Here is a 26,470-nt window from a genome sequence, read left to right as displayed (position 1 = left end):
AATAGCTCACTAGTCGAGAGGTCCTGCGCCGAAAATGTCCGGGGCTAAAACACGACACCGAAGCTGTGGATCCGAAAGGATGGTAGAGGAGCATTCTTAAGTCGATGAAGCTGTACTGTAAGGAGCAGTGGAGAGTTAAGAAGAGAGAATGCCGGAATGAGTAGCGAGATTTAAGTGAGAATCTTAAAGGCCGAATATCTAAGGTTTCCAGGGTAAAGCTGATCTTCCCTGGGTAAGTCGGGGCCTAAGGCGAGGACGAAAGTCGTAGTCGATGGATAACAGGTTGAAATTCCTGTACTGCTTATGAACAGAACTGTGGGGACGCAGAAGGAGAGCACGAGCCGGAAATGGAAAAGCCGGTACAAGCGTATAGCAGTCACATAGGAAAATCCGTGTGAGAAATGTAAAGCGCGATGTGGATCGAACATTAGTAGAGAAGCGTGTGAGCCAGCTGCCAAGAAAAGCCGCTATTGTTTCATGAGTACCCGTACCGTAAACCGACACAGGTGGATGAGGAGAGAATCCTAAGGCCGGCGGGAGAAGTGTTGTTAAGGAACTCGGCAAAATGACTCCGTAACTTCGGGAGAAGGAGTGCCATAGAAATATGGCCGCAGAGAAATGGCCCAAGCAACTGTTTAGCAAAAACACAGGTCTATGCAAAACCGAAAGGTGAGGTATATGGGCTGACGCCTGCCCGGTGCTGGAAGGTTAAGAGGAGAGGTTAGAGCAATCGAAGCTTTGAATTTAAGCCCCAGTAAACGGCGGCCGTAACTATAACGGTCCTAAGGTAGCGAAATTCCTTGTCGGGTAAGTTCCGACCCGCACGAAAGGCGTAATGATTTGGGCACTGTCTCAACAACACACCCGGTGAAATTGAAATACCAGTGAAGATGCTGGTTACCTGCGCCAGGACGGAAAGACCCCATGGAGCTTTACTCCAGTTTGATACTGGGATTCGGTACTGTCTGTACAGGATAGGTGGGAGGCTAGGAAATGGTGACGCCAGTTGCCATGGAGCCAACCTTGGGATACCACCCTTACAGTACTGGGTTTCTAACCTGCAGCCGTGACCCGGCTGGGGGACAATGTCTGACGGGGAGTTTGACTGGGGCGGTCGCCTCCGAAAGAGTATCGGAGGCGCTCAAAGGTTCCCTCAGAACGGTTGGAAACCGTTCGAAGAGTGCAAAGGCAGAAGGGAGCTTGACTGCGACACCGACGGGTGGAGCAGATACGAAAGTAGGACTTAGTGATCCGGTGGTATAAAGTGGGATTGCCATCGCTCAACGGATAAAAGCTACCCTGGGGATAACAGGCTTATCACTCCCAAGAGTTCACATCGACGGAGTGGTTTGGCACCTCGATGTCGGCTCATCGCATCCTGGAGCTGTAGCAGGTTCCAAGGGTTGGGCTGTTCGCCCATTAAAGCGGTACGCGAGCTGGGTTCAGAACGTCGTGAGACAGTTCGGTCCCTATCCGGCGTGGGCGTAGGATATTTGAGAGGAGCTGTCCTTAGTACGAGAGGACCGGGATGGACAAACCTCTGGTGTATCTGTTGTTTTACCAAAGGCATGGCAGAGTAGCCAAGTTTGGCAGGGATAAACGCTGAAGGCATCTAAGCGTGAAGCCCCCCTCAAGATAAGATATCCCATCTTCGGAGTAAGACCCCTTGAAGACTACAAGGTTGATAGGCTTTGAGTGTAAGTGCGGTAACGCACTGAGCTGAGAAGTACTAATAGGTCGAGGACTTATCCTTAGAGGTTTCTAAGAGATAAGCTTTGGAGATACGCAAAAAAGCGGAAGAAAAAAGTTTACTTGGAAATGGACAAAAAGATAGACAAAAGATAGAAGTCTTAACAACTTTCTGTGTGAAATTCTGAAGGTACAAAAGTAAAGAGTACCAGGAAAATTTAACGCTGCAACAGGTGTTAAATTTTTTCTGTATATAGGGGATTGGTCAAATGGTATGATAGGGGTCTCCAAAACCTTTGGTGGGAGTTCGATTCTCTCATCCCCTGCTGATAAGAAACGTCAGAAACCTTGAATTTACAAGGCTTCTGGCGTTTTTTAATATTTTGAAGAAAAATGCTCGTAAAAACTTCGAAACAAAATTCAACTGATAGTATACTTCATGTATCAACTGAAGACATTGTTTTCACCTGAAAATTTTAGTGAAAACATATATTTATCAAATAGGAGGTACAAGAAAAGTGAACCCGCGGCAGGTGCCGCGGGCTTTTGACATGATAAGGGAATAAATATTTTGCAAAAAAATTATATACTTCTGGAAAACTGCATTTTATAATAGTTTAATAAGTTTTTATGAAGAAGTAAAGTGATATGGCGTATGTGCCAGTTGAAAAAAGAGGTTAATGAATTATGAGAATAATACATTGCGCAGATATTCATTTGGATTCTGCACTTACAACACATTTGGATAAAGAAAAAGCAAGGACAAGGAGAAAAGAGATACTTGATACATTTAGAAGAATGTTGGTCTATGCATCGGACAATGACGTGCAGGCAGTTATAATCGCCGGGGATCTGTTTGATTCTGAGATGATATCGGCATCTACGGTAAATACAGTGCTTGGCGAAATAGCGCGGCACGGAGAACTGGAAGTGTATTATTTGAGGGGAAATCACGATCCGGGAATAAGTATATTTGCGGGAAGAAATATTCCTAAGAATCTGCATATGTTTGACGAACGTTGGACGTATTACCAGTTGAATGGCATGGCAGATGAGAGCGCGGCGCATAGCGGAAATGATGAACGCTGCAATATTGTGCTTGCAGGGATCGAAATGACGTCCGACAACAAAAATAGAATATACGATGAATTATCTCTTAGAGAGCGTGATGTAAATATTGTGACTCTTCATGGACAGGAACAGGAATATGGGGATGCCCATGTGGCGGAGGAGATTTGTCTGGACAAGCTCAAAGACAGAGGAATAGACTATTTAGCACTTGGACATGTTCATAGACCGAAGAGAGAAAAACTTGATCACAGGGGGATGTATGTATATCCCGGATGTCTTGAGGGACGAGGATTTGATGAGTGCGGTGAGCATGGTTTTATGCTGATCGATATAGATGAAGCAACGGGGGATATGAATACAGAGTTTATACCATTTGCATACAGGCGGTTATATGACGTACAGGTCGATATAACAGGTGCCGTAGATAGCCAGGACGTGGCCGATATGATCGCCGAAAAGTTATACGGTGACGTGAACGGCAGGGAGAATGATCTGGCGAGGGCGCTTGTGAAGATAACAGTGACCGGCGGCCTTGATGTGGAAAGTGAGATCGACATGGAGTATCTTGCCAGACAGTTTAACGACTCGTTTTATTATGTAAAGATCGCTGATAAGACAGATCTCAGAGTGGATCCGCTGAAATATGTACACGATGCTACGCTTAAAGGTGAGTTTGTCAGGATGGTACTGGAACAGGATATGTCAGAGGATGATAAGGCGTATATTATACAGACAGGTATAAGAGCGCTTGCCGGTGAGGAGGTCTGGACCAGATGAGATTGATTTCATGTTACATAGAGGGATTTGGCAAATTAAGAAAGTTAGAGATCAAATTCGAGGATGGGCTCAATTGTTTTGTCAAAGAAAATGGCTGGGGAAAAAGTACATTTGCTGCATTTCTCCGGGTGATGTTCTATGGCTTTGAGGGCGAGACAAAGAGAAATGAGTTTGAAAACGAGAGGAAATATTACAGACCATGGGCTGGTGATGTGTATGGCGGTGAACTGGTATTTGAGACAGATGGAAGAACATACAGGATTCAGAGAGTATTTGGAACAAAGAAGAGTGATGATGAATCAGTTATCTATGATGTGGAGACGAATCTGCCAGTTCCCGGATTTTCGGATAATATAGGAGAAGAATTATTTCAGCTTGATTCAGTATCATTTCAGAGAACAGTCTACATAGGCCAGAATGAGTGCGAAACATCGTCAACCGATGGCATAAATGCAAAGATCGGAAACATATCGGGAAGTACGGCAGATATAAATAATTACGACGAGGCGAGTGCCAGACTAAAAGCAGTCATAAACAGCATGTCTCCAAATAAAAAGACAGGGGAACTGTATAAAAGAAAAAAGGAACTTTCTGAGCTCAAAGAAAGGGTGAGACGAACAGGGATAGTTGAGTCTAGAATACAAAAGCTCAGGGAGAGAAGAGAAAGTATTGGCAAGATGCGGAGTGATGCCGCTGAGTATCAATACAATGTGGCTGAGAGAGAGAGGGCTGCCGGGTATTTTCCTGGGGCGCTCCCCGATGAAAAAGAGCTTCAGGAAAAGATCGACAGAGCCAGGGAGTTAGAAAAGATGAAAGCACGTCTGGATACTGTGAAGATGCCACTGCGTGACAGAGAGCGTTGTGAAGAACTCATGTCGAGATATTTCCCACACAAACAGGATGACAGAAGCGGAATTCATATGCCGTCGGACATGGAGCTTGACAAATGTTCGGATATCTGGAATGAGATCAGACAGAACAGGCAGGAGATAGACAGACTTAACAGACAGCTTGCAAATGTCGACAGTACCTCAGATAAAGCAGTTCCAGGATATATAGCCGAGGAGAAAAAAACATATGGAAGAAAAATATCTGGGGTATGTGCGGTGTTGGCGATAGTAGCATTTGTTGGAACTTTGTTTCTCAGATTGACTGGCGTTATAACCGTTCAGATCATGGCACTGGGATTTTTAGCTGCAGTGATAGCAGGTATTTTAGGAATCATTATAAGAAACGGCAATAGGGCAGGAGAACACTTGCAAAACGATATGTACTCCAGATTAGGAGAGAATGCAGAGGATAGCGCGTTGGATGTGGAGGATCACACTTCGCTGTATAAAGAAATATCCGAACTGATCGAGCTTGACAAGCGTGAGATAGAAGAGAATATAAAAAAACTTCAGTCTGTCACAACAGAATATGGCCTGCATCTAGATCTTGATAATTTCGGCGGGGATATAGACCAGATAAGGGAATTGGTTGATCTGAACAGAAGACAGAAAGCACTTAGCAGGGCACAGTATGAGTGCGGATCTGTCCGTGAAGAGATATGCCTTTATATAGAATGTCTTGGATTTGAACCGGCAGAGGATGTGCTCAGCCAGCTAATAGAGATACAGGGAAGACTGAACAATTACAATGACAGATGCATGGCGGTTTCAGGCGCTGCGGACAGAATCCATACAGATAATGATGTGACAGATTCTGAGGTTAATTTAAATATAGACAGTCGGATTGCGGAGTGTGATGTGGAGCTTGCAGATCTCATCGGAGAGCTTGAAGATATAAAGGATATTGCGGTACAGCTTGAACAAAAACAGCCAGAATTCGACTGCGATATAAAGAGATATGAATTGGTGTCGAAAACATACGATCTGCTCGGTCAGGCGAAGGAAAAGTTTACCGCAAGGTATACAGAACCGGTAAAGAGAGCATTTGACAAATACTATTTGTGCGTTTCGGATAAAGAAAATGACATGCAGATGAATTCAGAAATGGATATAAGTTACAGAGATCAGGGAATGTACAGAGATAAGGAAACGCTGAGTGCAGGACTTAAGGATCTGACTGATGTATGTATCAGGGCTGCATTGGTGGATGTTATGTATCAGGGAGAGAGACCGGTTCTTATAATGGATGATCCATTTGTCAATCTGGATGATAGAAATATGGTGGGTGCGGTGAGGCTTATGTCTCTTCTTGAAGAAAAATATCAGATTATATATTTCACATGCAGCCAAAATCGTGTACTATAAGGTAGAGTTTAAGTTAGTTGGTGAAATATAGGAGGAACAATGCTACATAAAGGATATATGAATTTGAAAAATAAAAACAGGACTTACATAATCAGGAAAACTGTTCTTCGGACGTTACTCATGATGACAGCATTTGTCGGGATATCCGGGATCAGCGTCAGCGCGGCAGAGAACATCAGGAAAATCGATGATGGCAGCGGCATAGCTACACCGTCAAGTGTGGTTGAGGAGACAGCTCTTGTCATGGACAGCTCAGCTTATGTGTTCTCTAATTCGACAGATGGAATGTTCAGGATAAGCTTTGCCGAAGGCAAAAGCTATTATCTCGGATCAGCGGAGGATTCGGACACAAAGATCACATATGCTCTCATAAAATACGGAACAAAGCTGTACTTGGTGGCTGCTGATGACAGTGAGGATAATGTGGAATATAACGGAAGCTATACGGATACTACATTTGATATGCTTGAGTCGAAAAATTATAATTCGTCTATCAGAAAAGTAAAAATGAGTTTGAAATACGGAAAGAACATAGAACTTACGCATTTCACTTTCAACAAGGATTATTCTGTAAAACTCAGCGGGTACTACAATGGCACATATTATACGGATGACAAAGCTGCCACGGGTATATTTGAGAGAAACGGATATTGTGATTACTTTGTGGGTGGTAAGACGGTTACTGCAGATGGATGGTACAAGTATGGCAGTGCTTCACCTACAGGAGAGCTGGTGGATACAGATATATCGGGAAGCATTGGCAGCGCTACAGTAAAGTATGTACATCTGTTCGAGGGACATGTGCAGACTGCGTATCATGGGGAGAAGTGCTACAGTTACACTGGAACAAAGAAAACCGCGGTAAAGAGCAGAAAGGTACTTATCAACAATATTTATGTTGCCTACGACAGCAAGGGGAATGCGCTTTCAGGTGTTGTGAAGAAAAATGATAACCTGTATTTTTATGAGGCGGGTATTCCGGTCAAGAATAAGCTCCGCAATGTGAATAATGATTATTATTATCTTGGCGAGGATGGAAAAGCTGTAAAGTCTGTCTGGGTAAAGACGGGTGACTATGAGTTCTATTTCTCTGATAAGTTCTATGCAGTGAGGGTATTCTATTCAGATGATTTCCCGAATAAGGCATACTCAGGAAAACTGTTCAATTATAAGGGCGGTTCATGGAAGAGTACAGGTACAGGCATATTGAATGTCAACGGTACATATTATTACTTTGTCAATGGTGCAAAATACAATGGTACAAAGTGGTATGTGAAGTCAGACACATACAGATACTATATAAAAGCCGGAACTGTAATGTATATGGTGAAGGCGGACGGAGTGAGATACAGAGCTTATGAAGTCTCAGATGAGGGAAAGCTGGTTCTTGCAAAGAATGTGTGGCTCCCAACATACAACAATCTTGTCATACATACGGATGCAACGGGGCTGTCCGATATAATCTATTACAGAAAAGGACACGCTATATCCGGTTATGCGGATACCTACAGGATATGTGTAAATAATAACTGGATAAAGAAGAGAAATGCTGTTGTGTATATTCCGGGTGGATATTATTACCTTGGCAATGACGGCAAGCTTGTCAGGACAAAGGGATGGAAGACTATAAGCCAGACCAGTGCCGTGTATGTGAGCGATAAGGTGTATGTAACAGCATATGTGTATTATGATTCTGCACAGGGTTGTTCAATATATAAGAGCGGTGCAAAACTTGCACTCAGCGGCGCAGGTCTTAAGAAGACAGCCATAAACAACAAATCAGCATATTACTATGTGAGTGGCAGTGGTAAGTGCATCAAATCCACCAAGAAGATTGTGGATGACGTTGAATACACATTTAACAAGTATGGACAGTGCTTTATGGTTGAGAACGTAAGCTGGGATTATAATGCCTGGATGAAGAAAGTCACCAGGGCATATCTTGGCAAGACAGGCATATACTGTAATGTATTTGTGGCAAATGCACTCAGGTATGCGGGCGGCAGTGATCCGTCTGTCGATATGACAGTTAAGTATACAAGCTACTCAAAGGGTGGATTTGTGATAAATTCAAGCAACATGTGCTCTGACTGGGCAATAAGAAAGGTAACGGCGAATGCGATACTATCCCAGAACGGAAGCTGGCTTACATCAAATGAATACGACCTGACTGCGGACAGGGAAGCATTTTCATATGACGCCCTGATACCTGGAGATGTGATAGTATATTATACAAATGGGGAGCCGACACATGTGGGAATTTACTTTGGTAAGTTTGCAACTGCGAAGGCGCTCAAGCAGTATCTGAGGGGATTTGGAATCTCTGCTGCGGCTTGTGAGGCATATGTCCACGATTGGGGAACAGACAGTGGAAACAAGCCTGAGTACTGGATACTCCAGGGCGGTATGGGTAGCGGTAATCAGGTGTACATAAGCAATTCAGCATATGATCTTTCAGGACAGTATGCGAAGAAGATAATACATGTAAGACATTAATAAAAAATACCTGACGATGGTCATGAAAGTAGGTTTCAATATCAGCATATTGAATTCGCATGAATCATCGTCAGGTATTTTTGTCTAAGTTTATAATATCAATTAGTTTTCCTCAGAAAGAATTTCCCAGTCTTCGTAGAGTTTTTCGAGTTCGCTCTCAGCGGCATTCCTCTCCTTTGTCAGGTCATTTAAGAGACCTACATTGGTGGCATTTTCTGGGAGAAGAAACTGCTCGTCTATCTCGGAGATTTTGTTTTCAAGCTCCTCGATGGATGCCTCGAGCTTTTTCAGATCATTTGCCTTCTTGCGCTTTCTTGCAGCCTCTGCCTTGCTTTCCTGCCAGGAGAGCTTGGCCTGGGATACGGCAGGAACAGCTTTGACCTCCTGGTTACCGCTTACAGGGGTGAATGGATTTCCCTGACTGTTTTCGCTGTAAGTTCTATGTGCCTCGTAGTAGTCGTAATTGCCTATGTAGTTTGTGAGCTCCTTATTCTTAAGTTCTATGATCCTTGTGGCAGTCTGATTGATAAAGTATCTGTCGTGGGATACATAGAGAACCGTTCCAGTGTAATTCCTTATGGCATTTTCCAGGATCTCCTTCGATGTGATATCCAGATGGTTTGTAGGCTCATCTAGGATCAGGAAGTTGGCGGAGGAAAGCATCAGCTTTGCCAGAGATACTCGGCCTCGTTCGCCACCTGAAAGATCCTGGATCTTCTTGAATACATCCTCGCCGGTAAATAGGAAAGCTGCCAGGACATTCCTTATCCTTGTGTTTGACAGGTCAGGATAGGCATCGCTGATCTCATCAAATATGGTGTTGGACATGGTTAGTACATGGTGTTCCTGATCGTAATAGCCGATCTTTACGCGGGAGCCGAGAATGATGGTTCCTGCGTCCTTTGAAAGTAGTTTGTTAATCATCTTCAGGATGGTTGTTTTCCCAGTTCCATTGCCGCCGATGAGCGCAACATGCTCGCCACGCTTTATATCCATATCGATTCCGGTGAAGAGGTTGTTGTCGCCAAAAGATTTCGTGAGTCCCTCTATGGTCAGGACATCCTCACCGCTCAGTATATTCGGCTCAAGGGTGAGTTTCATCTCGGATGTAACCTCGGTAGGTTTGTCGAGCCTTTCTATCTTGGAGAGCATCTTTTCACGGCTTTCAGCTCTTTTTATGGATTTTTCACGGTTGAACTGTTTGAGCTTTGTGATGACCTCCTCCTGGTGCTTTATTTCCTGCTGTTGGTTCAGGTAAGCTTTCATCATGCTCTCTCTGATTTCGGCGCGTTTGCCGGCAAAATATGTGTAGTTGCCGTTGTACACCTGACCGTGTCCGTTGTCTAGTTCTACGATCTTGGTTACTATTTTGTCAAGAAAATAACGGTCGTGGGAGACTATGATAACACTTCCCTGATAGGAGGAAAGGAATCCCTCCAGCCATGAGATGGAATCCATATCAAGGTGGTTTGTAGGCTCATCAAGTATTATGATATCAGGCTTTACCATGAGAAGTCTGCCGAGGGCCAGACGTGTACGTTGACCGCCTGACAGGGAATCTGTGTGCCTGTCGTAGTCTTCCTTTGAAAAACCGAGACCTTTCAAGACTCCGTTTGCTTCACTTTCACAGCTGTAGCCGTTTTTGTATTCAAATTCATGGGTATAGCGGTTGTATAGCTCCAAAGATTTTTCAAGTGTTTCTCCGGACTGGTTCTCCATCTCGGCTTCAAGCTTTCGCATTTTGTCCTGAAGCTCCAGTATCGGCTTTAAAGCATCAAGCATGACTCCACGGACAGTAGTGTTGTAATTGCTCTCCTGATACTGGGAGAGATAACCGATGGTTCTGTCCTTTGAGATTATGACCTGACCGGAGTCAGCCTCCTCCTCGCCCATGATTATCTTCAAAAGAGTGGTTTTGCCGGCTCCGTTTATGCCGACTATAGCCATTTTTTCTTTTTCTTCCAGATGAAAGGAAATATTATTCAGAATAACATCCGTGCCAAATGACTTGCAGATGTTTTGACAATCTAATATCATAAAAAACCTCGCATTCGTACTATATAATTAGACATACAAAGCTAATTATATATATAAGACTTTATTTTCGCAAGAACACAGTGGTGTTTTCTTGTATCAGAGGTGGAATTGCACTGCTTTTTATAAAATGTTCATATTTTTTTATGCAAATTAGACAATGCATGTGGTATACTATAAAAGTATGAGAAAATCTAACATATAAATAATAAAAGGAATGATGTAATGAATTATAGCATTTATGACTATAATAGCGAGGAAAAACTTTTGCAGGAGCAGGAGATAGAGGAGATTAACAATGTCAAGATGAGTCTTCTCAACACTCTTGTTACAAAGCTCAACAATGCAGGAATATATTTTAACAGTACTTCAAGGATAAAGTCAGAATCGTCACTTCTTCACAAGCTGGAGACAGGCAAGTATTCTCTTGAGGAGGGGGGACGAAAGATACAGGATATCATAGGTATAAGAATAAACCTCTTTTACCTTGAGGATATGGATATATGTGAAAAGATACTTGAGGAGACGTTTCTTCTTGACAACTGGTCAAAGACAAAGAATGAGGAGAATAAGTTCGAGGCACAGAAGTGCAACGGTGTGTTCAGGATACCGAGCAAATATCTGAGAAACATACCGGCAAGCGTGTGGACAAAGCCATTTGACCAGACATTTGAGGTGCAGCTCAGGACAGTACTCTTTGAGGGTTGGCATGAGATAGAGCATGAGATGAGATATAAATATAAGCTTGGATCCGATTCCAAGGAGACGGACCTGTGGACGGGACACGAGGATCTGTCCAGAGTCATGAACAGCATCATAGCAAATCTGGAGCTGTGCGACTGGTCAATCATGCAGATATTCAACAGCATACATGACTCCCAGTACAAGGAGAAGAACTGGGAGAACGCTATCAGAAGCAAATACCGTCTGAGGATAACCCAGGATCCTTTAAAGCCGGAGCTTAGAGAATACCTTGACAAGAATCCGGATATAGTGGCGCAGTTCCATCAGGTTACCAAGAGGGAGCTTGTGGATATACTCCTGAATAAGAAGTATCACAAGGAGCTGACGCCGGACAGAGTCATATATCTCATCAACAAGGAGATAGTCCGCAATGAGTATATTTCCAGACTTTTGGACAAGGAACAGTTTGTTCCGGCAATTAGACCTGATGTGAAGACAGAGATCAAACCAATGGTGCCCAATGTTGTGTACAGCCATATAGTCGGAATCCCAAAGAAAGGATATGTAAAGGCATGTGAGATAGTGTACAGCTGGATCCGGGAACATATCAGTATGGTATTCCCGCAGATGCCGGAGGAACTTACAAGCGTTGATTATTCGACTATAGGATACAAGGTTTATGTTGCATATTCAGATGATGGATATCAGATGGATTTCCAGCACATAAGCAATTCAGAGGCAGGAGTTATCTGGCATGTCACTGCGGATATTATTCCAGATGGAGATATCTATAGACTTAAGGTGGAGAATATCTGTGAGACTATAAATGTAAAGGAGAGACGGTACAGCAGACCAAAGTTCATGAAAGAGATATTTAATGAGGTTGGATTTGTTGATGCCGGAATACTCATGGAGGAGGGCAGCAGTCCGGAGGAGATAAGTTATGATAAGCTCAACACGATAGTTGAGAATCCTGACAGAAATATGCCGATAATTGTAATTGTTAAACCAGATGTGATCCCGGACTGGGCGATCGATTGTGATGGATACATACTCAGAACTGATATGCTGAAAAAGACGCTGAATGGACTTTGTCACGTATATCTGTGCAGCGGAGATTGCAAGGCACGGTATGAGGCTGAGTATGGAAAGGAATCTGTGGACGGTGGAGTTATGATGTGGGAGAAGAACAGCAATTACCCGATATTCTACTCCATGGACATCATCAACCAGAGTTTCTTTGAGGAGGTAAACCACAGCATCAACGAGAATGTTGAATATGAGAAATCATTCAGATATTCACTAAGGGAACAGGTTCATGATGAGTACTTGAAATAATAAATCAGTATCATATTGAGAAGAGAACGGATAAATGGCAAAGCAGAATGTTATAAAGAACAATAAATTTAAGAACGCTTTTAAGATAGCTGCCGCAGCATTATGTGCTGCGGCAATTGTCGCTATAGTGATAATAACGGGCAGACAGAATGCGGATAAGGCAGAGAAGACTTTGAACACAACAGTGATGGGGACAACTGCCTCCATAACTGTGTATGGCAGGAATGGCAGCGACATTATAGATGATATAATGGATCTGGAAAATAATCTTGACGAAAAAGTGATCTCCTGGAGATCTGACGGCTCAGAGGTGTGGAATATAAATCATTCTTATAAAGCTGGTGAGGATTACCAGATAAGCGATGAACTTGCAGATGTACTCGAAAGGACTCTTGAAATATCCGAGGACAATGGAGATCTGCTTGATATAACAATCAGACCGCTTGCCGAGGTTTGGGGCATAGAATCAGGAAGCACGAACGTGCCATCCCAGACTGATATAGATGCTGCGCTGTCAGATGTGGATGTCACACAGGTGACATGCATATCAGCGAAAAACAGCTCTGATGGTAAGCCATATGTCAATATAGCCAAAGAAGGAATGTCTCTGGACTTTGGAGCTGTCGGAAAGGGATATGGATGTGATGTTGCGGCGGATTACCTAGAAGAAACCTCTGTCACGGGTGCGTGCGTTGCGCTTGGAGGAAGTATCATGGTGTATGGAAGCAAGTCGGATGGATCGGACTGGAAGATCGGTGTTAAGGATCCGCGTGCCGGCGAGGAAAGCATCATGGGGGTTATAAGTGCAAAAGACGGGGAGACGCTATTTGTGTCCACTTCGGGAGACTATGAGAAGTATTTTGAGAAAGACGGAAAGAGATATCATCACATATTGGATCCAAAAACTGGGTATCCGGCATGGAAACACACGATAGCAGCTACAGTCGTCTGTGATAACGGACTTTTGAGTGATGCGCTATCTACACTTTGTATGCTTCTGGACAGAGAAGCTGCGATGGAGGCGGTAAACAGATACGGTGCGGAAGCCATACTGATCGATGACCAGATGAATGTATACGTCAGCGATGGACTCAGGGATAGATTTACTTTATCGGGAGCAGGTTACAGTCTGATTCAGGAATGATATATGTTTCAAGACGAATATAGATTATATGGATGATAATGGAAAATGACAGATATGGAAATGAAGGATAAATATACAACAAAAAAACGCGACATCGTGCTTGCAGCGGTGCTGCTCATTTTAGGCGTAACAGGTGTGCTCATAGTGAAATACGGACTTAAGTCTGGAAACACTGCGGATGTATACATAGACGACAAGCTGGTGCAGACGATAGATCTGAGTGTAGATGATGAGTATACATTTCAGACAGATAAGGGCAGTAACACGGTTGAGGTCAGGAATGGTGCGGTCAGCATGAAGTCGGCGGATTGCCCGGATAAAGTATGTGTACGGATGGGAACAAAGAACAGGAACGGTGAGACGATCACATGTCTGCCGCATAAGCTGGTGATAGAGGTTCACGGCGGGCAGGAACAGGAAGTGGATATAAAGTGAGTAAAAGCAGATGGAGTGCAAATAAAATAGCATATATGGGTATGTTCATTGCAATCGCGATGGTATTTTCATACATTGAGTCGCTGATCCCGCTGAATATAGCAGTTCCAGGGGTGAAGCTCGGCCTTGCAAATCTTGTGACGATAGTTGTCATGGTAAAGATGGATACCAGATCTGCGTGGATGGTATCCTTGGTGAGGGTGCTGCTGTCAGCGCTGCTATTTGGCAATATGTCGGTGATGATATACAGTCTTGCGGGTGCGGTGCTTAGCCTTATCGTTATGACAGTATGTATGAGATTTAGGATCTTCGGCATTACCGGAACGAGCATACTCGGAGCAGTGAGCCACAATGCAGGACAAGTGATCATGGCAGCATCGCTCATGAAGAGTGGAAACATCCTGATATACATACCGGTTCTTTGTATATCGGGAACTATAGCGGGGGTGTGTATAGGGCTTGCGGGAGCCGTTTTGGTGAAAAACCTTCCAGATATTTAAATGATAATATATGTCTGTTTAGGTTGTTTTTGAGACCTTAAAGCGTTATTATAGATAAAGATTTTTTAAAAAATAAACAAGGAAAAGAGGTAGAACATGGGTTTGTTAACATTCCTGGGCGGAATTCATCCATATGAAGGCAAAGAATTGTCAATGGAAAAGCCTGTCAGAGAATACCTTCCGAAGGGCGATTGCGTGTATCCGCTGAGTCAGCACATTGGAGCACCAGCAACCCCTATAGTAAAGAAGGGGGACAGGGTCCTGGTTGGCCAGAAGATCGCTGAGGCCAGCGGATTCGTGTCTGCAAATATACATTCATCCATATCGGGCACAGTCAAGGCTATTGAACCGAGATATGTACCTGGAGGATCAAAGGTAGAATCTATAGTAGTGGAAAATGATGGTCAGTTTGAGGAGATAGACTTCGCTGCGAACGTCAAGGATCTCTCCAGTCTGTACAGAGAGGATGTAAAGGAGATCATAAAGGAGGCTGGTATAGTAGGAATGGGCGGTGCCGGATTCCCTGCAAATGTCAAGTTGTCCCCTAAGAACGAGGATGCGATTGATTACATAATAGTCAATGGTGCAGAGTGTGAGCCATACCTCACATCAGACTACAGAAGAATGCTGGAGGAGCCAGATAAGCTCATTCTTGGACTGGAGATATGTATAAATCTGTTTGACCATGCAAAGGGAATCATAGCAATAGAGGATAACAAGCCGGAGGCTATCGCAATCCTGTCGGACAAGGTCAAGGACAATGACAAGATAGAAGTTCATGTGATGAAGACCAAGTATCCCCAGGGTGCCGAGCGTCAGCTCATATATGCCAACACGGGAAGATATGTCAACTCTAAGATGCTTCCTGCAGATGCCGGATGTATAGTGCACAACGTAGACACGATAGTGTCCATATATGAGGCAGTCGTAGAGGGAAGACCTCTCTATTCAAGAATAGTGACAATAACAGGTGATGCCATAGAGAATCCGTGTAACCTTATGGTCAGGACCGGAACGAACTGTCAGGAACTCATAGAGGCTGCGGGTGGCTTCAAGGACGGTGTGGTTCCAGAGAAGGTCATTTCGGGCGGACCTATGATGGGAAAAGCCCTTTTCTCTCTAGATGTGCCGGCAACCAAGGGTGTGTCAGCACTGCTCTGCATGACGCATGATGAGGTGGCAGAGCTTGAACCTAGCAATTGTATAAGGTGCGGACGCTGCGTTGATGTGTGTCCGGGACGAGTTGTGCCTTCACTGCTTGCTTCACTTGCTGAGCACGGAGATACCGATGGTTTCCTCGCTCACAACGGAATGGAGTGCTGTGAATGCGGATGTTGTTCATATGTATGTCCAGCCAAGAGACATCTGACACAGACCATTGCCGGAACAAGAAAATCTATAATAGCAAATAAAAAAAAGTAGGAGGTGCCAACAATGGATAATACATTTAAGATTTCGTCATCTCCACACGTAAGAGATAAGCGAAGTACACAGAGCATTATGCGGGATGTGATCATTGCATTGCTCCCTGCAACCATATTTGGAATCATCAACTTTGAGATCAATGCCATGATACTCATACTCACATGCGTGGTTTCATGCGTGCTGTTCGAGTGGCTGTATCAGAAGATGATGAACAGAAAGGTGACAATATACGATCTCAGCGCTGTTGTGACAGGACTTTTGCTGGCACTGAACCTCTCACCGGATGTACCAATCTGGATGGCTATACTTGGAAGTGCATTTGCAATCATTATAGTAAAGCAGCTCTTTGGCGGACTGGGATTCAACTTCATGAACCCGGCACTGGGTGCTAGATGCTTCCTGCTCATATCATTTGCAGGAAGAATGACATCTTTCTCGTATGACGGAGTTACAACAGCCACACCTCTTGCGGTTCTCAAGAACACAGGAGATCTTGCAAATGTAAACGTACTTCACATGTTCCTTGGAAACATACCCGGAACAATAGGTGAGACATCAGTTGTATGTATTCTTGTAGGTGCGGCATATCTTCTGATAAGAAGAGTCATAAAGCCAGTTATACCACTTACATATATAGGAACATTTGCAGTTCTCATTATGATATATGCGCTTGCATCGGGAAGAGGATTTGATCTGACATTCCTTGCGGCACATTTGTGTGGTGGCGGTTTGATGTTAGGTGCATTCTTCATGGCAACTGACTATGTCACATCACCGATAACACCGGCAGGTAAGGTAGTGTTTGGTGTTATACTCGGTATACTCACATTCTGTTTTAGAATATATGGCGGTTCTGCCGAGGGTGTATCGTACGCAATCATATTTTCAAACCTTCTTGTTCCGCTAATCGAGAGATGGACGCAGCCAAAGAGTTTCGGTGAGGGCGCAGAGCTTGCAGCCCAGGGAGACACATCTGGAACAAAGTCAAAGATGGATACAAGGTCTATAATCATAGCGACTATAGCGATCATGATTATCACGGTTATAGCCGGATTTGCACTGGCATATGTATATAAGGTCACTAAGGATCCTATAGCTGTGACAGAGCAGAAGGCGAAGGAGGAGGCATACAAGGCAGTATTTGGTGATGCGGATTCATTTGACAGCTATTCAGACTTTGATGCCGATGCGGCTGCAAAGGTTCTAAAGGATGCCGGATACAATGCAGATATTGACGAAGTTGTGGAGGCGAAGAACAGTGACGGATCAGTACTTGGATATGTAGTGACAGTGACATCTCATGAGGCATACAGCGGTGATCTCCAACTTGCAATGGGTGTCAGGACCGATGGAACCACAAATGGAATATCGTTCCTTTCACTTTCAGAGACAGCAGGTCTTGGAATGGAGGCTGACACGGACAGCTTCAAGTCACAGTTTGCAGGAAAGAAAGTTGACAAATTCAAGTACACCAAGTCCGGTGCCACTGTGGATGAGGAGATAGATGCCCTGTCCGGTGCAACGATCACGACTAACGCTGTCACAAATGCTGTGGATGCAGGCCTTGAGTATGTGAAGTCAATTAATGGCGGAGCTGCGGATCCGTCAAATGCATTGGATGAAACGGATGCATCGAATGGAGGTGACAAGTAATGGGAAAATGTACAGAGCGTTTATATAACGGTATTGTGAAAGAGAACCCGACCTTTGTACAGATGCTTGGAATGTGTCCAACACTTGCGGTCACATCATCTGCCATCAACGGTGCGGGCATGGGACTTACGACCACATGTATTCTAGTGCTCAGCAACTTCATGATCTCTGCACTCAGAAAGGTTATACCGGATAAGGTCAGAATACCTTCATTTATAGTTATCATAGCTTCATTTGTTACTATCATACAGTTCCTGCTGCAGGCGTACCTGCCATCACTCAACAGTAGCCTTGGACTGTATATACCACTTATAGTTGTAAACTGTATCATCCTTGGACGTGCCGAGGCATATGCTTCCAAGAACAAGGTTCTTCCATCTATATTTGATGGACTTGGAATGGGACTTGGATTTACAGTTGGACTTACGCTCATAGGAATGTTCAGAGAGCTTGTCGGAAAGGGCTGTGTGTTCGGATTCCAGATACTTGGTGACGGCAATAGGCTTCAGAGCTCATCAGGAATAGTAAAGGGGATCGGCAATGTGCTCAGCCTTTACACACCGATAACGATATTTGTACTTGCACCGGGAGCGTTCTTCGTGCTTGCGTTTATCATTGCATTTATCAATAGAAGAAATGCAAAGAAGGCAGCCGAGGCTCTGGCAAATGGACAGGAGATACCGGAAGCATGCAGACCTAATTCATGTGCTGGATGTATCAATGCGGCATGTTGCGGAAAGCTGACATCAGAGGTTTCTTTAAATGTAGCCGAGGCACCTTCAAAGGCAGCAGCCTCAGGGGATACAAAGCAGGTTAAGCAGGATGAAAAGACATCTGTAGCAGATAATAAGACGGAGGATGCTCATAGGGAAGAGCCGAGACTCAGCCCATATGCGCCGACTAGAGAGTCAGTTCTGGCGGATATAAAGCTTGTCCCTAACGCTACAGGAAAGATGCTTAAGGAACATGCCGAGGCAGATAAAAAGGAAGATAAGCCGGAGAAAGTGCAGGATGTAGAAAAGGCTTCCCAGTCGGTCCAGGAGCAGGAGGCTCAGCCGGAAAGACAGCCAGAGGAGCCACAGGCACAGCCGGGAGATTTGCATCAGTCTCAACCGGAGTCCGATAAGCCAGATGAATCAAATCAGGATGTCGAGGACGATAAGATGTCTGATGATTCACAGAACAATGATTCAGATATAAAGCTTAAGGAGACAATGGCTCATATAAAGAAGAAAAAAGGAAAGGGAGGTAGGAGATAATGAATATTTTATTGTTAGCTATCGGAGCAGCACTTGTAAATAATGTTATTCTCAGCCAGTTCCTTGGATTGTGTCCTTTCCTTGGAGTGTCAAAGAGTGTCAACACTGCGACAGGAATGGGAGCGGCGGTTATATTTGTAATGACTATAGCATCATTTGTCACCAGCGTTGTGTATTACGGAATACTGAGAAGATTCGGTCTTGAGTATCTCAACACCATAGTGTTTATCCTTGTGATCGCAGCACTTGTGCAGTTTGTTGAGATGTTCCTCAAGAAGAAGGTAAAGTCGCTGTATGAATCACTCGGAGTGTACCTTCCACTTATCACAACAAACTGTGCGGTTCTTGGTATCGCTCTTTCAAATGTACAGAGTGGTTACGGCATACTGGAGAGCACCATCAACGGATGCGGATCTGCGGTTGGCTTCACCGTCGCAATAGTGATACTTGCAGGAATAAGAGAGAGACTTGAGCATAGCCCTATACCTGAGTCGTTTAAGGGAACACCTATAGTTCTCATCACATCAGGCCTCATGGCGATCGCGTTCTTTGGTTTCTCAGGATTGATATAAGGAGGGTGCGGTATGACAGGAATATTGATAGCTGTGGCAGTTGTCGCAGGCGTAGGTATTGTGATAGGTATCCTTCTGGGTGTCGCAGGAGAAAAATTTAAGGTAGAAGTAGATGAGAAAGAAATAGCAGTAAGGGAGCTCCTCCCGGGAAATAACTGCGGAGGATGTGGATATCCTGGATGTGACGGACTGGCAGCAGCCATTGCAAAAGGTGAGATGCCCCCATCGGCATGTCCCGTCGGAGGAGAAGCTGTAGCGGCAAAGATCAGTGAGGTCATGGGCGTGGAAAACGCTGAAAATACAAAGTATGTGGCATTTGTCAAGTGCGCAGGGGACTGTGAGAAGGCAAAAGATGTGTACGAATATGTGGGACCTAGAGACTGCAAGCTGGCTCAGAATAATCCGAACAGTGGACCGAAGGCGTGTACATACGGATGTACAGGATATGGATCTTGTAAAGCGGTATGTGAGTTCGGGGCTATTGACATTATAGACGGAATTGCTGTAATTAATAAGGAGAAGTGTAAGGCGTGCGGTAAATGCGTTACAGAGTGTCCAAGACATCTGATAGAGCTTGTTCCATACGATGCGGAGAGACTTGTCAGATGTAACTCCCACGACAAGGGACTTCAGGTCAAGGCGGCCTGCAGCGCAGGTTGTATCGGATGTACCTTGTGTGCAAGAAACTGTGAGGCTGGAGCCATCACCATGGATAGAAATCTTGCCCACATCGATCCAGAGAAATGTACAAATTGTGGCGTATGCAAAGACAAGTGCCCAGTTAAAATCATATCGTAAGAAGGACCCGCCGCAAGGTGGGAGATTTCTTACGATGAAGCAGACGCCGCGCGAAGCGCCTCTAATGCGTCTGCACATTAATCGTAAGAAGGACCCGCCGCAAGGTGGGAGATTTCTTACGATGAAGCAGACGCCGCGCGAAGCGCCTCTAATGCGTCTGCACTATAATATCGTAAGGAGAATATAATATATGAGATGCCCATTTTGCTCAGCAGATGATACCAAGGTCATTGATTCCAGACCAGCGGAGGATGGAAGTGCCATCAGAAGAAGAAGACAGTGTGATGCGTGTGGCAAGAGATTTACCACATATGAGAAGGTTGAGACCATACCACTCATAGTCATCAAGAAGGATAAGAACAGAGAGACATATGACCGTTCAAAGATAGAGTCAGGAGTCATAAAGTCATGTCACAAGAGACCGGTGTCGGCGGAGGCTGTCACAAAGTGTATAGATGATATAGAGAACACCATCTTTAATATGGAAGTCAGGGAGATAGAGAGCACGACCATAGGTGAGATAGTCATGGACAAGATAAAGGACCTCGATCAGGTAGCATATGTAAGATTTGCATCGGTGTACAGAGAATTCAAGGATGTGAATACATTTATGGATGAGCTCGGCAAACTGCTCACAAACAATTCGGAGAAGCGATGACAGAAACATACAACACTATAATCAGCGAGGGACAGGACGAGATAGTCGAGAAGAAGTCGAGATTTATCGGATATGCAGTACCTGTCTCCACAGAAGAAGAGGCATATGCTTTTGTTGAAAGGATAAAGAAGCAGCACTATGATGCGAGACACAACTGCTTTGCATTTGCCATAGGAAGCGAGAATACGCTTCTCAGGTTTTCGGACGACGGTGAACCACAGGGGACGGCGGGAAAGCCTATACTTGAGGTGATAACCGGAAATCAGGTGGTGAATATATGCATAGTCGTGACAAGATATTTCGGAGGCACGCTGCTCGGAACAGGTGGCTTGGTGAGGGCGTACACAGAAGCGGCGAAGCTAGCACTGGCAGATGCCGGTATTCATACGATGCAGCTCATGAAGCTGGTGAGTATCACTACGAATTATAATGATTCTGGGAAAGTACAATATCTTCTGAGCAACAGCCAGGCAGTTATAGACGGAACAGATTACACTATGGATGTGTGTTTCAAGATCGCGATTCCGGCTGACGAGTATGGCCGTTTAGAAAAGCAGATAACTGAGTCTACATCTGCGAGAGCTGTGCTAGAAGTAACGGGAGAAGAGTACAGATGATGACAAACGGCATGGCAATTGTGAATACCTTATATCGCCTGAGTATCATACCGGTCAGCATGGAAGATGCGAGACTAATGACAGATACTACAGCTATGTGCACCGTTATGTACAAAATGCTGGCATAACTCATATATATGATCAAAGATATAAAACTCATGATAGCAGCGGGAATTATTCCAGCTGCTATATTTTTTGTGCAAAAGGATAGTTTTCTATATCCGGGCAGGCTCGAATATACACCGTTGTCTAAATCTTTAAGATAGTTCTGGGTACCCAGCAGTGCGCAGATAAATATAGTCATGTAGATCAGCAGTTCGGCAGGAAAGTTGTTTGGAACGATCTTGTCAGGGGATGTATATTTGCCTGAAAGACCTCCGCTTATGGAGAAAATGTCATCGTTTTCTATATATCCGTTGAAGCGCTCCCTGATAAATTTGTCTGCACGGTCTTCTATATCAATGCTGGTTGTATCGAATATATATCGATTTCCCAGCATGTTTATGGACATATCAGCGGCATATGCGTAGAGAAGTGCCGCGTAGACTGATTCACATGTAACGTTTTCAAATGAACTTCCAGCAGAGGTGTAGACATCTACTTTGACATTTGTGTCCATATGGATCATAGCCTGGCTGAAATCTACGGGAAAACTGTATCCTGCGTCAAGCTTACCGGATGCCACATCATCTTTCATATCAGGCAGAGACTCATATGGCTGAAATGTAAATCCGGTTGCGGTGTTGTACAGATAGCCGGTGAAAGAGTCAGTATATTCGTCCGGCGTCTCGATAAATATACCTGAGACGATCTCGGTGGACTGCTTTTTTTCAGGCAATGCGTGGACAAGTATAAGAGCCATAGGTATCAGCATCAAAACAGCTATCATGGCTGGTCTGCAAAGCATTCTCTTTATCAGTATGTTGATCTGCACAAGGTTTTTCATATACCCTCCTTATGAAAAGTATTGACACATAAAATGGACAAGTCTGTTAAATGGAGATAGCTGGCAAAACTCTTTAGCAAAGTTTGGAAGCATGGCCTCCGGCACAAAAAATCCGCTGAGGTATGCAAGTATCATGGCTGTCACGGTGAGAAAAAGAACGCATCCGTTTGTTCCGGCAGGTACAAAACATGCGATGATTATTAACAGTGTGACAAGGACTGATACGGCAAGTCCGAACAACGATCCGGTAGCAGTCATGTGGATCTGAAGCTGATCTGTGAAAATAGATACGGCAGACAAGGCGGTGTATACAGTCATATAAAGCAGATACTCCCAGGTAAATACGGATAAAAAGCTGCTGAAAGTCCTGCTGGCAGCTCCTATACCGTATGAACGCAGTCGGGTTTTGTATGAATTCGGTATATCAATTATGAACGGGATAAATACGGAACCACTCAGCATCATCATGAGAACAACAGCGGCACATGTGTAGAAGGTGGTTGTGCTGACTGCCCGTACTGCATTTATCTCATTTACAGCAAATGTAGAAGCCCTGTTTAATACCTGGCTTAGGAACATAGCGTTGATATCATTGCTGAGCTGCTCCTGCATCTTTGCTGGAAGCTCCATATCTCTGCCTATTGCCTGGACAGAATATATTGCAGCCTGTGATATTCCGAGCATTGATGATGTGGAACGGAAAAGATCGTTCAACACAAATGTGTTGATAGAGTGCATGTCGGAGTAGTATACCTCCACGGGCGTGTTTGTGCCATCCATGATGTCGCTTATTATATTGTCGGGAACATATATCACTGCAAACAACTTTTTATCTTCAAGCATCGATAAAGCTGTGCCTTTGTCGGATATTTCAGTGAACACGCATGATGTGCGGTAACTGTCCATGTCCTCTATGGTTGAGTAAGCCATGCGCGCCATTTTTGAGTCGGCGCTCATAACAATGCCGATGTTAAGTGGAGCCTGATCATCATCGGAATAGAGTATATCATCAGCCTTTATGGCAAGACCAAGAAGCACAGACATGATGACAAATGCAGCAATTATCATGTATATTCCGTAACCGGTTATTCTCTTGAAATCAGTTTTTATGAGTCTGAAAAACATAGTACTCCTTTGATAAAGCTGACGATGGATCAGTACAAAAGTTTCAAATAAGTATCAGAGGCAAATCCGTCAGGATCTGTTTTCTTGTCCAGGGCAAGGCGGATGTGACCTCCTTTTAAAGTGTATATCTGGTCACAGATATCCAGAGCCGATGTCTCGTGTGTTGCGATGATAACACTTCCTCCGCATGCAGTGTATGACTGCAGATATCTCAGAATACCGTTTTTGCAGAGAAGGTCAAGGGATGCCAGTGGTTCATCGAGAAGCAGAAGATCAGGATCTGACATCATAGTGATGGCTAGACTCAGACGCTTCTTCATTCCGCCGGATAACTTGGACACTCGCTTGTCAAGAAATGTATCAACACCGAGACTGCGGCATATGCTCATGTTGTGTTCATTCAGTACGGATCGCTTGCTTCCCGGATTCCACAATCTGATATTGTCAAGGGCACTAAGCTCGGGAAGAAGTGGATTGTCCTGTGGTAGAAGGGCTGTGGAGGCAGGAGTGTCAAATCCAAAGCTCCCGGAGTCCGGTTTTATGCTGCCGGCGAGAATTCCGAGCAAGGTTGATTTGCCAGAACCATTGATTCCAAGAAGAGCAATGCACTGTCCTGGTTCCACAGTCAGAGATATATCGGTAAGGACCTTGTTTTTTCCGTAGCTTTTATTTATCGAGGAAACATAAAACATTTTAGTATTCCTCCTCAATGACGTGAAAATCAAGATAATCGAAATCTATATCCTCAACGAAATTGTCGGCTGTGAATCTTGTTCTGGCATTCTGTATGAACTCATCCTTGTTCTTTTTCAGCCAGATAGGCTTAGCCAGATCAAACTCATAACACATATCCTCAAGGGCTTTGTATACCTTGTGGGTGCGCGTCATTTCGTAATCATTTATGCATATGACAGTATCCTTTAAGAGACGGTTGTCCTTTATGAGCTTTCCCCATACTCTAAACATATGTTGTCCTCCTGTAATTTTTATTACTTGATTAGTATATATCATTTGTGCACAGAATTAAAACATTAAAGACACAAATATGACACATTTAATGCGTATAGTATCAACTGTAAGAAAGAGATAGGGAAATAAATCCCACGAAGATAAAAATTATAGAAAGCATTAGTCAAGAATCAAATATGTGAAAGGATGATAGATATGGAACAGGACAACAGAAATCAGATAAACGGCGAAAATATTTCAAATGCTTCAGCCGGTGGCACACAGCCGGAACAGAATACTCAGAGCAGTCAGAACATGCATCCAGAGCAAACTGGTCAGGGAACGCAGCAGGATAGCCTGTATCATTACAGTTATATGAACAATAAGGGTGATGCAAGATTTGACAGACCTGCAGGAGAGACTTCACAGCAGAGAATGGGTGCCCAGACACAGAATATGCGTGAAACAGCAAATGTACAGGGTGGTACACAGAATACAGCGTATTCGGGATTTCAGAGAAATGTAAATGGCATGGAGGCTTGGTATGACAGCCAGAGAATGAATGCCGGATATCAGAATCCAGAAAATAATGTGGGTGGATATGGACAGGGAAGTCAGTCGGTGCCTCACAAGACTGAGACTTCACACAAGCATGAGAAACAGCCTAAGCCAAAGAAGAACAGCGGAAAGAAGAGCGGGGTTGGCAAGAAGGTAGCCGGAGTCGTAGCGGCAGCAGTTGTTTTCGGACTGGTTGCCGGAGTTGTATTCCAGGGTGTCAGATATGGCTCAGATAAGATGCTGAACAAGAACAGCGCGACTACTGAAGCGAGCGCAGATGCAACTACCGAGAACAATGCACCGCAGCTCAAGCAGGCGTCATCGGATGCCACAAACACAGTTTATGATGTGGCAACAGTTGCCCAGAAGGTCATGCCGTCTATAGTATCTATCACAGGTACATATGTGACAACATATGACTATTGGTTCAACTCATATCAGCAGGAGTCAACAGGAGCTGGTTCAGGAATCATTATAGGAAAGGATGACCAGTATCTGTATCTTGCAACAAACTATCACGTAGTACAGAATGCCAAGTCATTGTCTGTAACATTTGTCAATGACAAGAGTGCAGATGCAACGGTAAAGGGATACGTAGAGAACAATGATATAGCAGTTGTAACAGTTAAGCTTGCAGATATATCTGATGACACTTTGAATGAGATAAAGGAGATTCAGGTAGGTTCATCGGATGACCTCTCAGTAGGTGATCCTTGCGTGGCTATAGGAAATGCACTTGGATATGGACAGTCAGTGACAGTTGGATATATAAGCGCACTCAACAGAGAGATCAGCGCATCGGATGAGACAGTAAAGGTTCTTCAGACAGATGCGGCCATCAACCCTGGTAACAGTGGCGGTGCTCTTGTAAATATGCAGGGAGAACTTATCGGTATAAATACAGCAAAGTATTCAGATACAAGCGTTGAAGGCATGGGATATGCACTTCCTATCTCAGACATACAGGACATCATCAATGACCTTATAGCAGGCAAGAAGGTGGCAAGTGACGGAACAGCATCAGGCCAGGCTTACCTTGGAATTTCAGCACAGACAATAACAAGCCAGTATTCACAGCTGCTAAATATGCCAGAGGGCGTTTACATCTCATCAGTAGAGCAGGGATCAGCAGCAGAGGAGTGCGGACTTCAGTCAGGTGATATCATTTGCAGCCTTGACGGTGAGGACATAGCAGATATGGATACATTCCATGACAGGATAGTTGCTTGTAAGCCGGGCGATAAGGTAACCATCGTATACTACAGAAATAACAATGGTAACTATGAAAAGCAGACAACCACAGCGACACTGCAGGAGAAACAGTAAGATAAAATTCAGTGGTGATTTAGCACGGTGCTAACAGAACTGAAAGCCTATAGATTGAGATAACGGCATCTGTAAGTGAAATTACAGGTGCCGTTTTAGTTATGTGGCAGCGCGGCGAAGTATGCGCTTGCAAATTTAGTTAAAATGGTGCATTATATGACA

19 protein-coding genes, 1 tRNA gene, 1 rRNA gene and 2 pseudogenes (1 of these 23 only partly in view) are annotated in these 26,470 nt (G+C 44.2%); 18 read left to right on the top strand and 5 right to left on the bottom strand.

The window, feature by feature from the left end:
• From NQ536_RS08335 to NQ536_RS08315, 5 genes are all read left to right on the top strand, one after another.
• Window positions 1-1,753 (top strand): 23S ribosomal RNA (locus tag NQ536_RS08335) (it extends 1,127 nt beyond the left edge of the window).
• Between the two features lie 191 nt (window positions 1,754-1,944).
• Window positions 1,945-2,015: transfer RNA gene (locus NQ536_RS08330), tRNA-Trp, on the top strand.
• A gap of 361 nt (window positions 2,016-2,376) precedes the next feature.
• Window positions 2,377-3,537: a metallophosphoesterase family protein gene (locus NQ536_RS08325; RefSeq protein WP_004853799.1), complete on the top strand. Its 1,161-nt coding sequence runs from the start codon at window positions 2,377-2,379 to the stop codon at window positions 3,535-3,537.
• Window positions 3,534-5,792: an ATP-binding protein gene (locus NQ536_RS08320; RefSeq protein ID WP_004853800.1), complete on the top strand. Its 2,259-nt coding sequence runs from the start codon at window positions 3,534-3,536 to the stop codon at window positions 5,790-5,792. Before NQ536_RS08325 ends, NQ536_RS08320 begins: the two co-directional genes overlap by 4 nt.
• A gap of 57 nt (window positions 5,793-5,849) precedes the next feature.
• A complete protein-coding gene (locus tag NQ536_RS08315) occupies window positions 5,850-8,288 on the top strand; it encodes a hypothetical protein (RefSeq protein WP_155803903.1) in 2,439 nt (812 codons plus the stop codon).
• A 102-nt stretch (window positions 8,289-8,390) separates the two neighbouring features.
• Here the strand turns inward: NQ536_RS08315 and NQ536_RS08310 are convergent, their stop codons facing one another.
• A complete protein-coding gene (locus NQ536_RS08310) occupies window positions 8,391-10,325 on the bottom strand; it encodes an ABC-F family ATP-binding cassette domain-containing protein (RefSeq protein WP_004853802.1) in 1,935 nt (644 codons plus the stop codon).
• A 222-nt stretch (window positions 10,326-10,547) separates the two neighbouring features.
• Between NQ536_RS08310 and NQ536_RS08305 the strand changes: the two genes are divergently transcribed.
• The 12 genes and pseudogenes from NQ536_RS08305 (at window position 10,548) to NQ536_RS08250 (ending at window position 21,405) form a co-directional block, all read left to right on the top strand.
• On the top strand, window positions 10,548-12,344 hold the full coding sequence (locus NQ536_RS08305) for a nucleotidyltransferase family protein (RefSeq protein ID WP_004853803.1): 1,797 nt from the start codon (window positions 10,548-10,550) through the stop codon (window positions 12,342-12,344).
• 34 nt (window positions 12,345-12,378) lie between these two features.
• Window positions 12,379-13,488: an FAD:protein FMN transferase gene (locus tag NQ536_RS08300; RefSeq protein WP_004853804.1), complete on the top strand. Its 1,110-nt coding sequence runs from the start codon at window positions 12,379-12,381 to the stop codon at window positions 13,486-13,488.
• A gap of 45 nt (window positions 13,489-13,533) precedes the next feature.
• Window positions 13,534-13,923 (top strand): NusG domain II-containing protein, encoded by a 390-nt coding sequence (locus NQ536_RS08295; RefSeq protein ID WP_004853805.1) that lies wholly within the window; start codon window positions 13,534-13,536, stop codon window positions 13,921-13,923.
• Window positions 13,920-14,423, top strand: a complete 504-nt coding sequence (locus NQ536_RS08290) for a Gx transporter family protein (protein WP_004853806.1) — start codon at window positions 13,920-13,922, stop codon at window positions 14,421-14,423. Before NQ536_RS08295 ends, NQ536_RS08290 begins: the two co-directional genes overlap by 4 nt.
• 96 nt (window positions 14,424-14,519) lie before the next feature.
• Window positions 14,520-15,845, top strand: coding sequence for an electron transport complex subunit RsxC (gene rsxC, locus NQ536_RS08285; protein ID WP_004853807.1), 1,326 nt, complete (start codon window positions 14,520-14,522; stop codon window positions 15,843-15,845).
• Between the two features lie 12 nt (window positions 15,846-15,857).
• A pseudogene (locus tag NQ536_RS13955) lies at window positions 15,858-16,790 on the top strand (RnfABCDGE type electron transport complex subunit D); the annotation flags it as partial.
• A gap of 48 nt (window positions 16,791-16,838) precedes the next feature.
• The gene (locus tag NQ536_RS13950) at window positions 16,839-17,501 is read left to right on the top strand and encodes an RnfABCDGE type electron transport complex subunit G (protein WP_306801014.1); all 663 of its coding nucleotides are present in this window, start codon (window positions 16,839-16,841) and stop codon (window positions 17,499-17,501) included.
• Window positions 17,501-18,232 (top strand): annotated as a pseudogene (gene rsxE, locus NQ536_RS13945) (electron transport complex subunit RsxE); the annotation flags it as partial. The gene NQ536_RS13950 and the pseudogene rsxE, both read left to right, overlap by 1 nt.
• Before the next feature lie 527 nt (window positions 18,233-18,759).
• Window positions 18,760-19,332: an electron transport complex protein RnfA gene (locus NQ536_RS08265; protein WP_004853810.1), complete on the top strand. Its 573-nt coding sequence runs from the start codon at window positions 18,760-18,762 to the stop codon at window positions 19,330-19,332.
• A gap of 12 nt (window positions 19,333-19,344) precedes the next feature.
• The gene (locus tag NQ536_RS08260) at window positions 19,345-20,130 is read left to right on the top strand and encodes an RnfABCDGE type electron transport complex subunit B (protein WP_004853811.1); all 786 of its coding nucleotides are present in this window, start codon (window positions 19,345-19,347) and stop codon (window positions 20,128-20,130) included.
• 190 nt (window positions 20,131-20,320) lie between these two features.
• Window positions 20,321-20,788: a transcriptional regulator NrdR gene (nrdR, locus tag NQ536_RS08255; protein WP_004853812.1), complete on the top strand. Its 468-nt coding sequence runs from the start codon at window positions 20,321-20,323 to the stop codon at window positions 20,786-20,788.
• Window positions 20,785-21,405, top strand: a complete 621-nt coding sequence (locus NQ536_RS08250) for a YigZ family protein (RefSeq protein ID WP_004853813.1) — start codon at window positions 20,785-20,787, stop codon at window positions 21,403-21,405. Before nrdR ends, NQ536_RS08250 begins: the two co-directional genes overlap by 4 nt.
• On the opposite strand, the gene NQ536_RS08245 is transcribed toward NQ536_RS08250, so the two are convergent.
• The 4 genes from NQ536_RS08245 to NQ536_RS08230 are packed head-to-tail and all read right to left on the bottom strand — an operon-like array spanning window position 21,356 to window position 24,442.
• A complete protein-coding gene (locus tag NQ536_RS08245; protein ID WP_004853814.1) occupies window positions 21,356-22,351 on the bottom strand; it encodes a hypothetical protein in 996 nt (331 codons plus the stop codon). The two genes, NQ536_RS08250 and NQ536_RS08245, sit on opposite strands and share 50 nt — an antisense overlap.
• 9 nt (window positions 22,352-22,360) lie before the next feature.
• Window positions 22,361-23,476, bottom strand: coding sequence for an ABC transporter permease (locus NQ536_RS08240; protein WP_004853817.1), 1,116 nt, complete (start codon window positions 23,474-23,476; stop codon window positions 22,361-22,363).
• A gap of 29 nt (window positions 23,477-23,505) precedes the next feature.
• Window positions 23,506-24,168: an ATP-binding cassette domain-containing protein gene (locus NQ536_RS08235; RefSeq protein ID WP_004853818.1), complete on the bottom strand. Its 663-nt coding sequence runs from the start codon at window positions 24,166-24,168 to the stop codon at window positions 23,506-23,508.
• 1 nt (window position 24,169) lies between these two features.
• A complete protein-coding gene (locus NQ536_RS08230) occupies window positions 24,170-24,442 on the bottom strand; it encodes a hypothetical protein (RefSeq protein WP_022058680.1) in 273 nt (90 codons plus the stop codon).
• A 198-nt stretch (window positions 24,443-24,640) separates the two neighbouring features.
• Here NQ536_RS08230 and NQ536_RS08225 point away from each other — a divergent pair, with 198 nt between their 5' ends.
• Window positions 24,641-26,308: a S1C family serine protease gene (locus tag NQ536_RS08225; protein WP_227909641.1), complete on the top strand. Its 1,668-nt coding sequence runs from the start codon at window positions 24,641-24,643 to the stop codon at window positions 26,306-26,308.
• The last annotated feature ends 162 nt before the right edge of the window (window positions 26,309-26,470 follow it).

The organism is Coprococcus eutactus (assembly GCF_025149915.1).
GTDB lineage: Bacteria > Bacillota > Clostridia > Lachnospirales > Lachnospiraceae > Coprococcus > Coprococcus eutactus.
The sequence above is the reverse complement of the archived record's forward strand: the minus strand, read 5'-3'. Positions and strand labels throughout refer to the sequence as shown.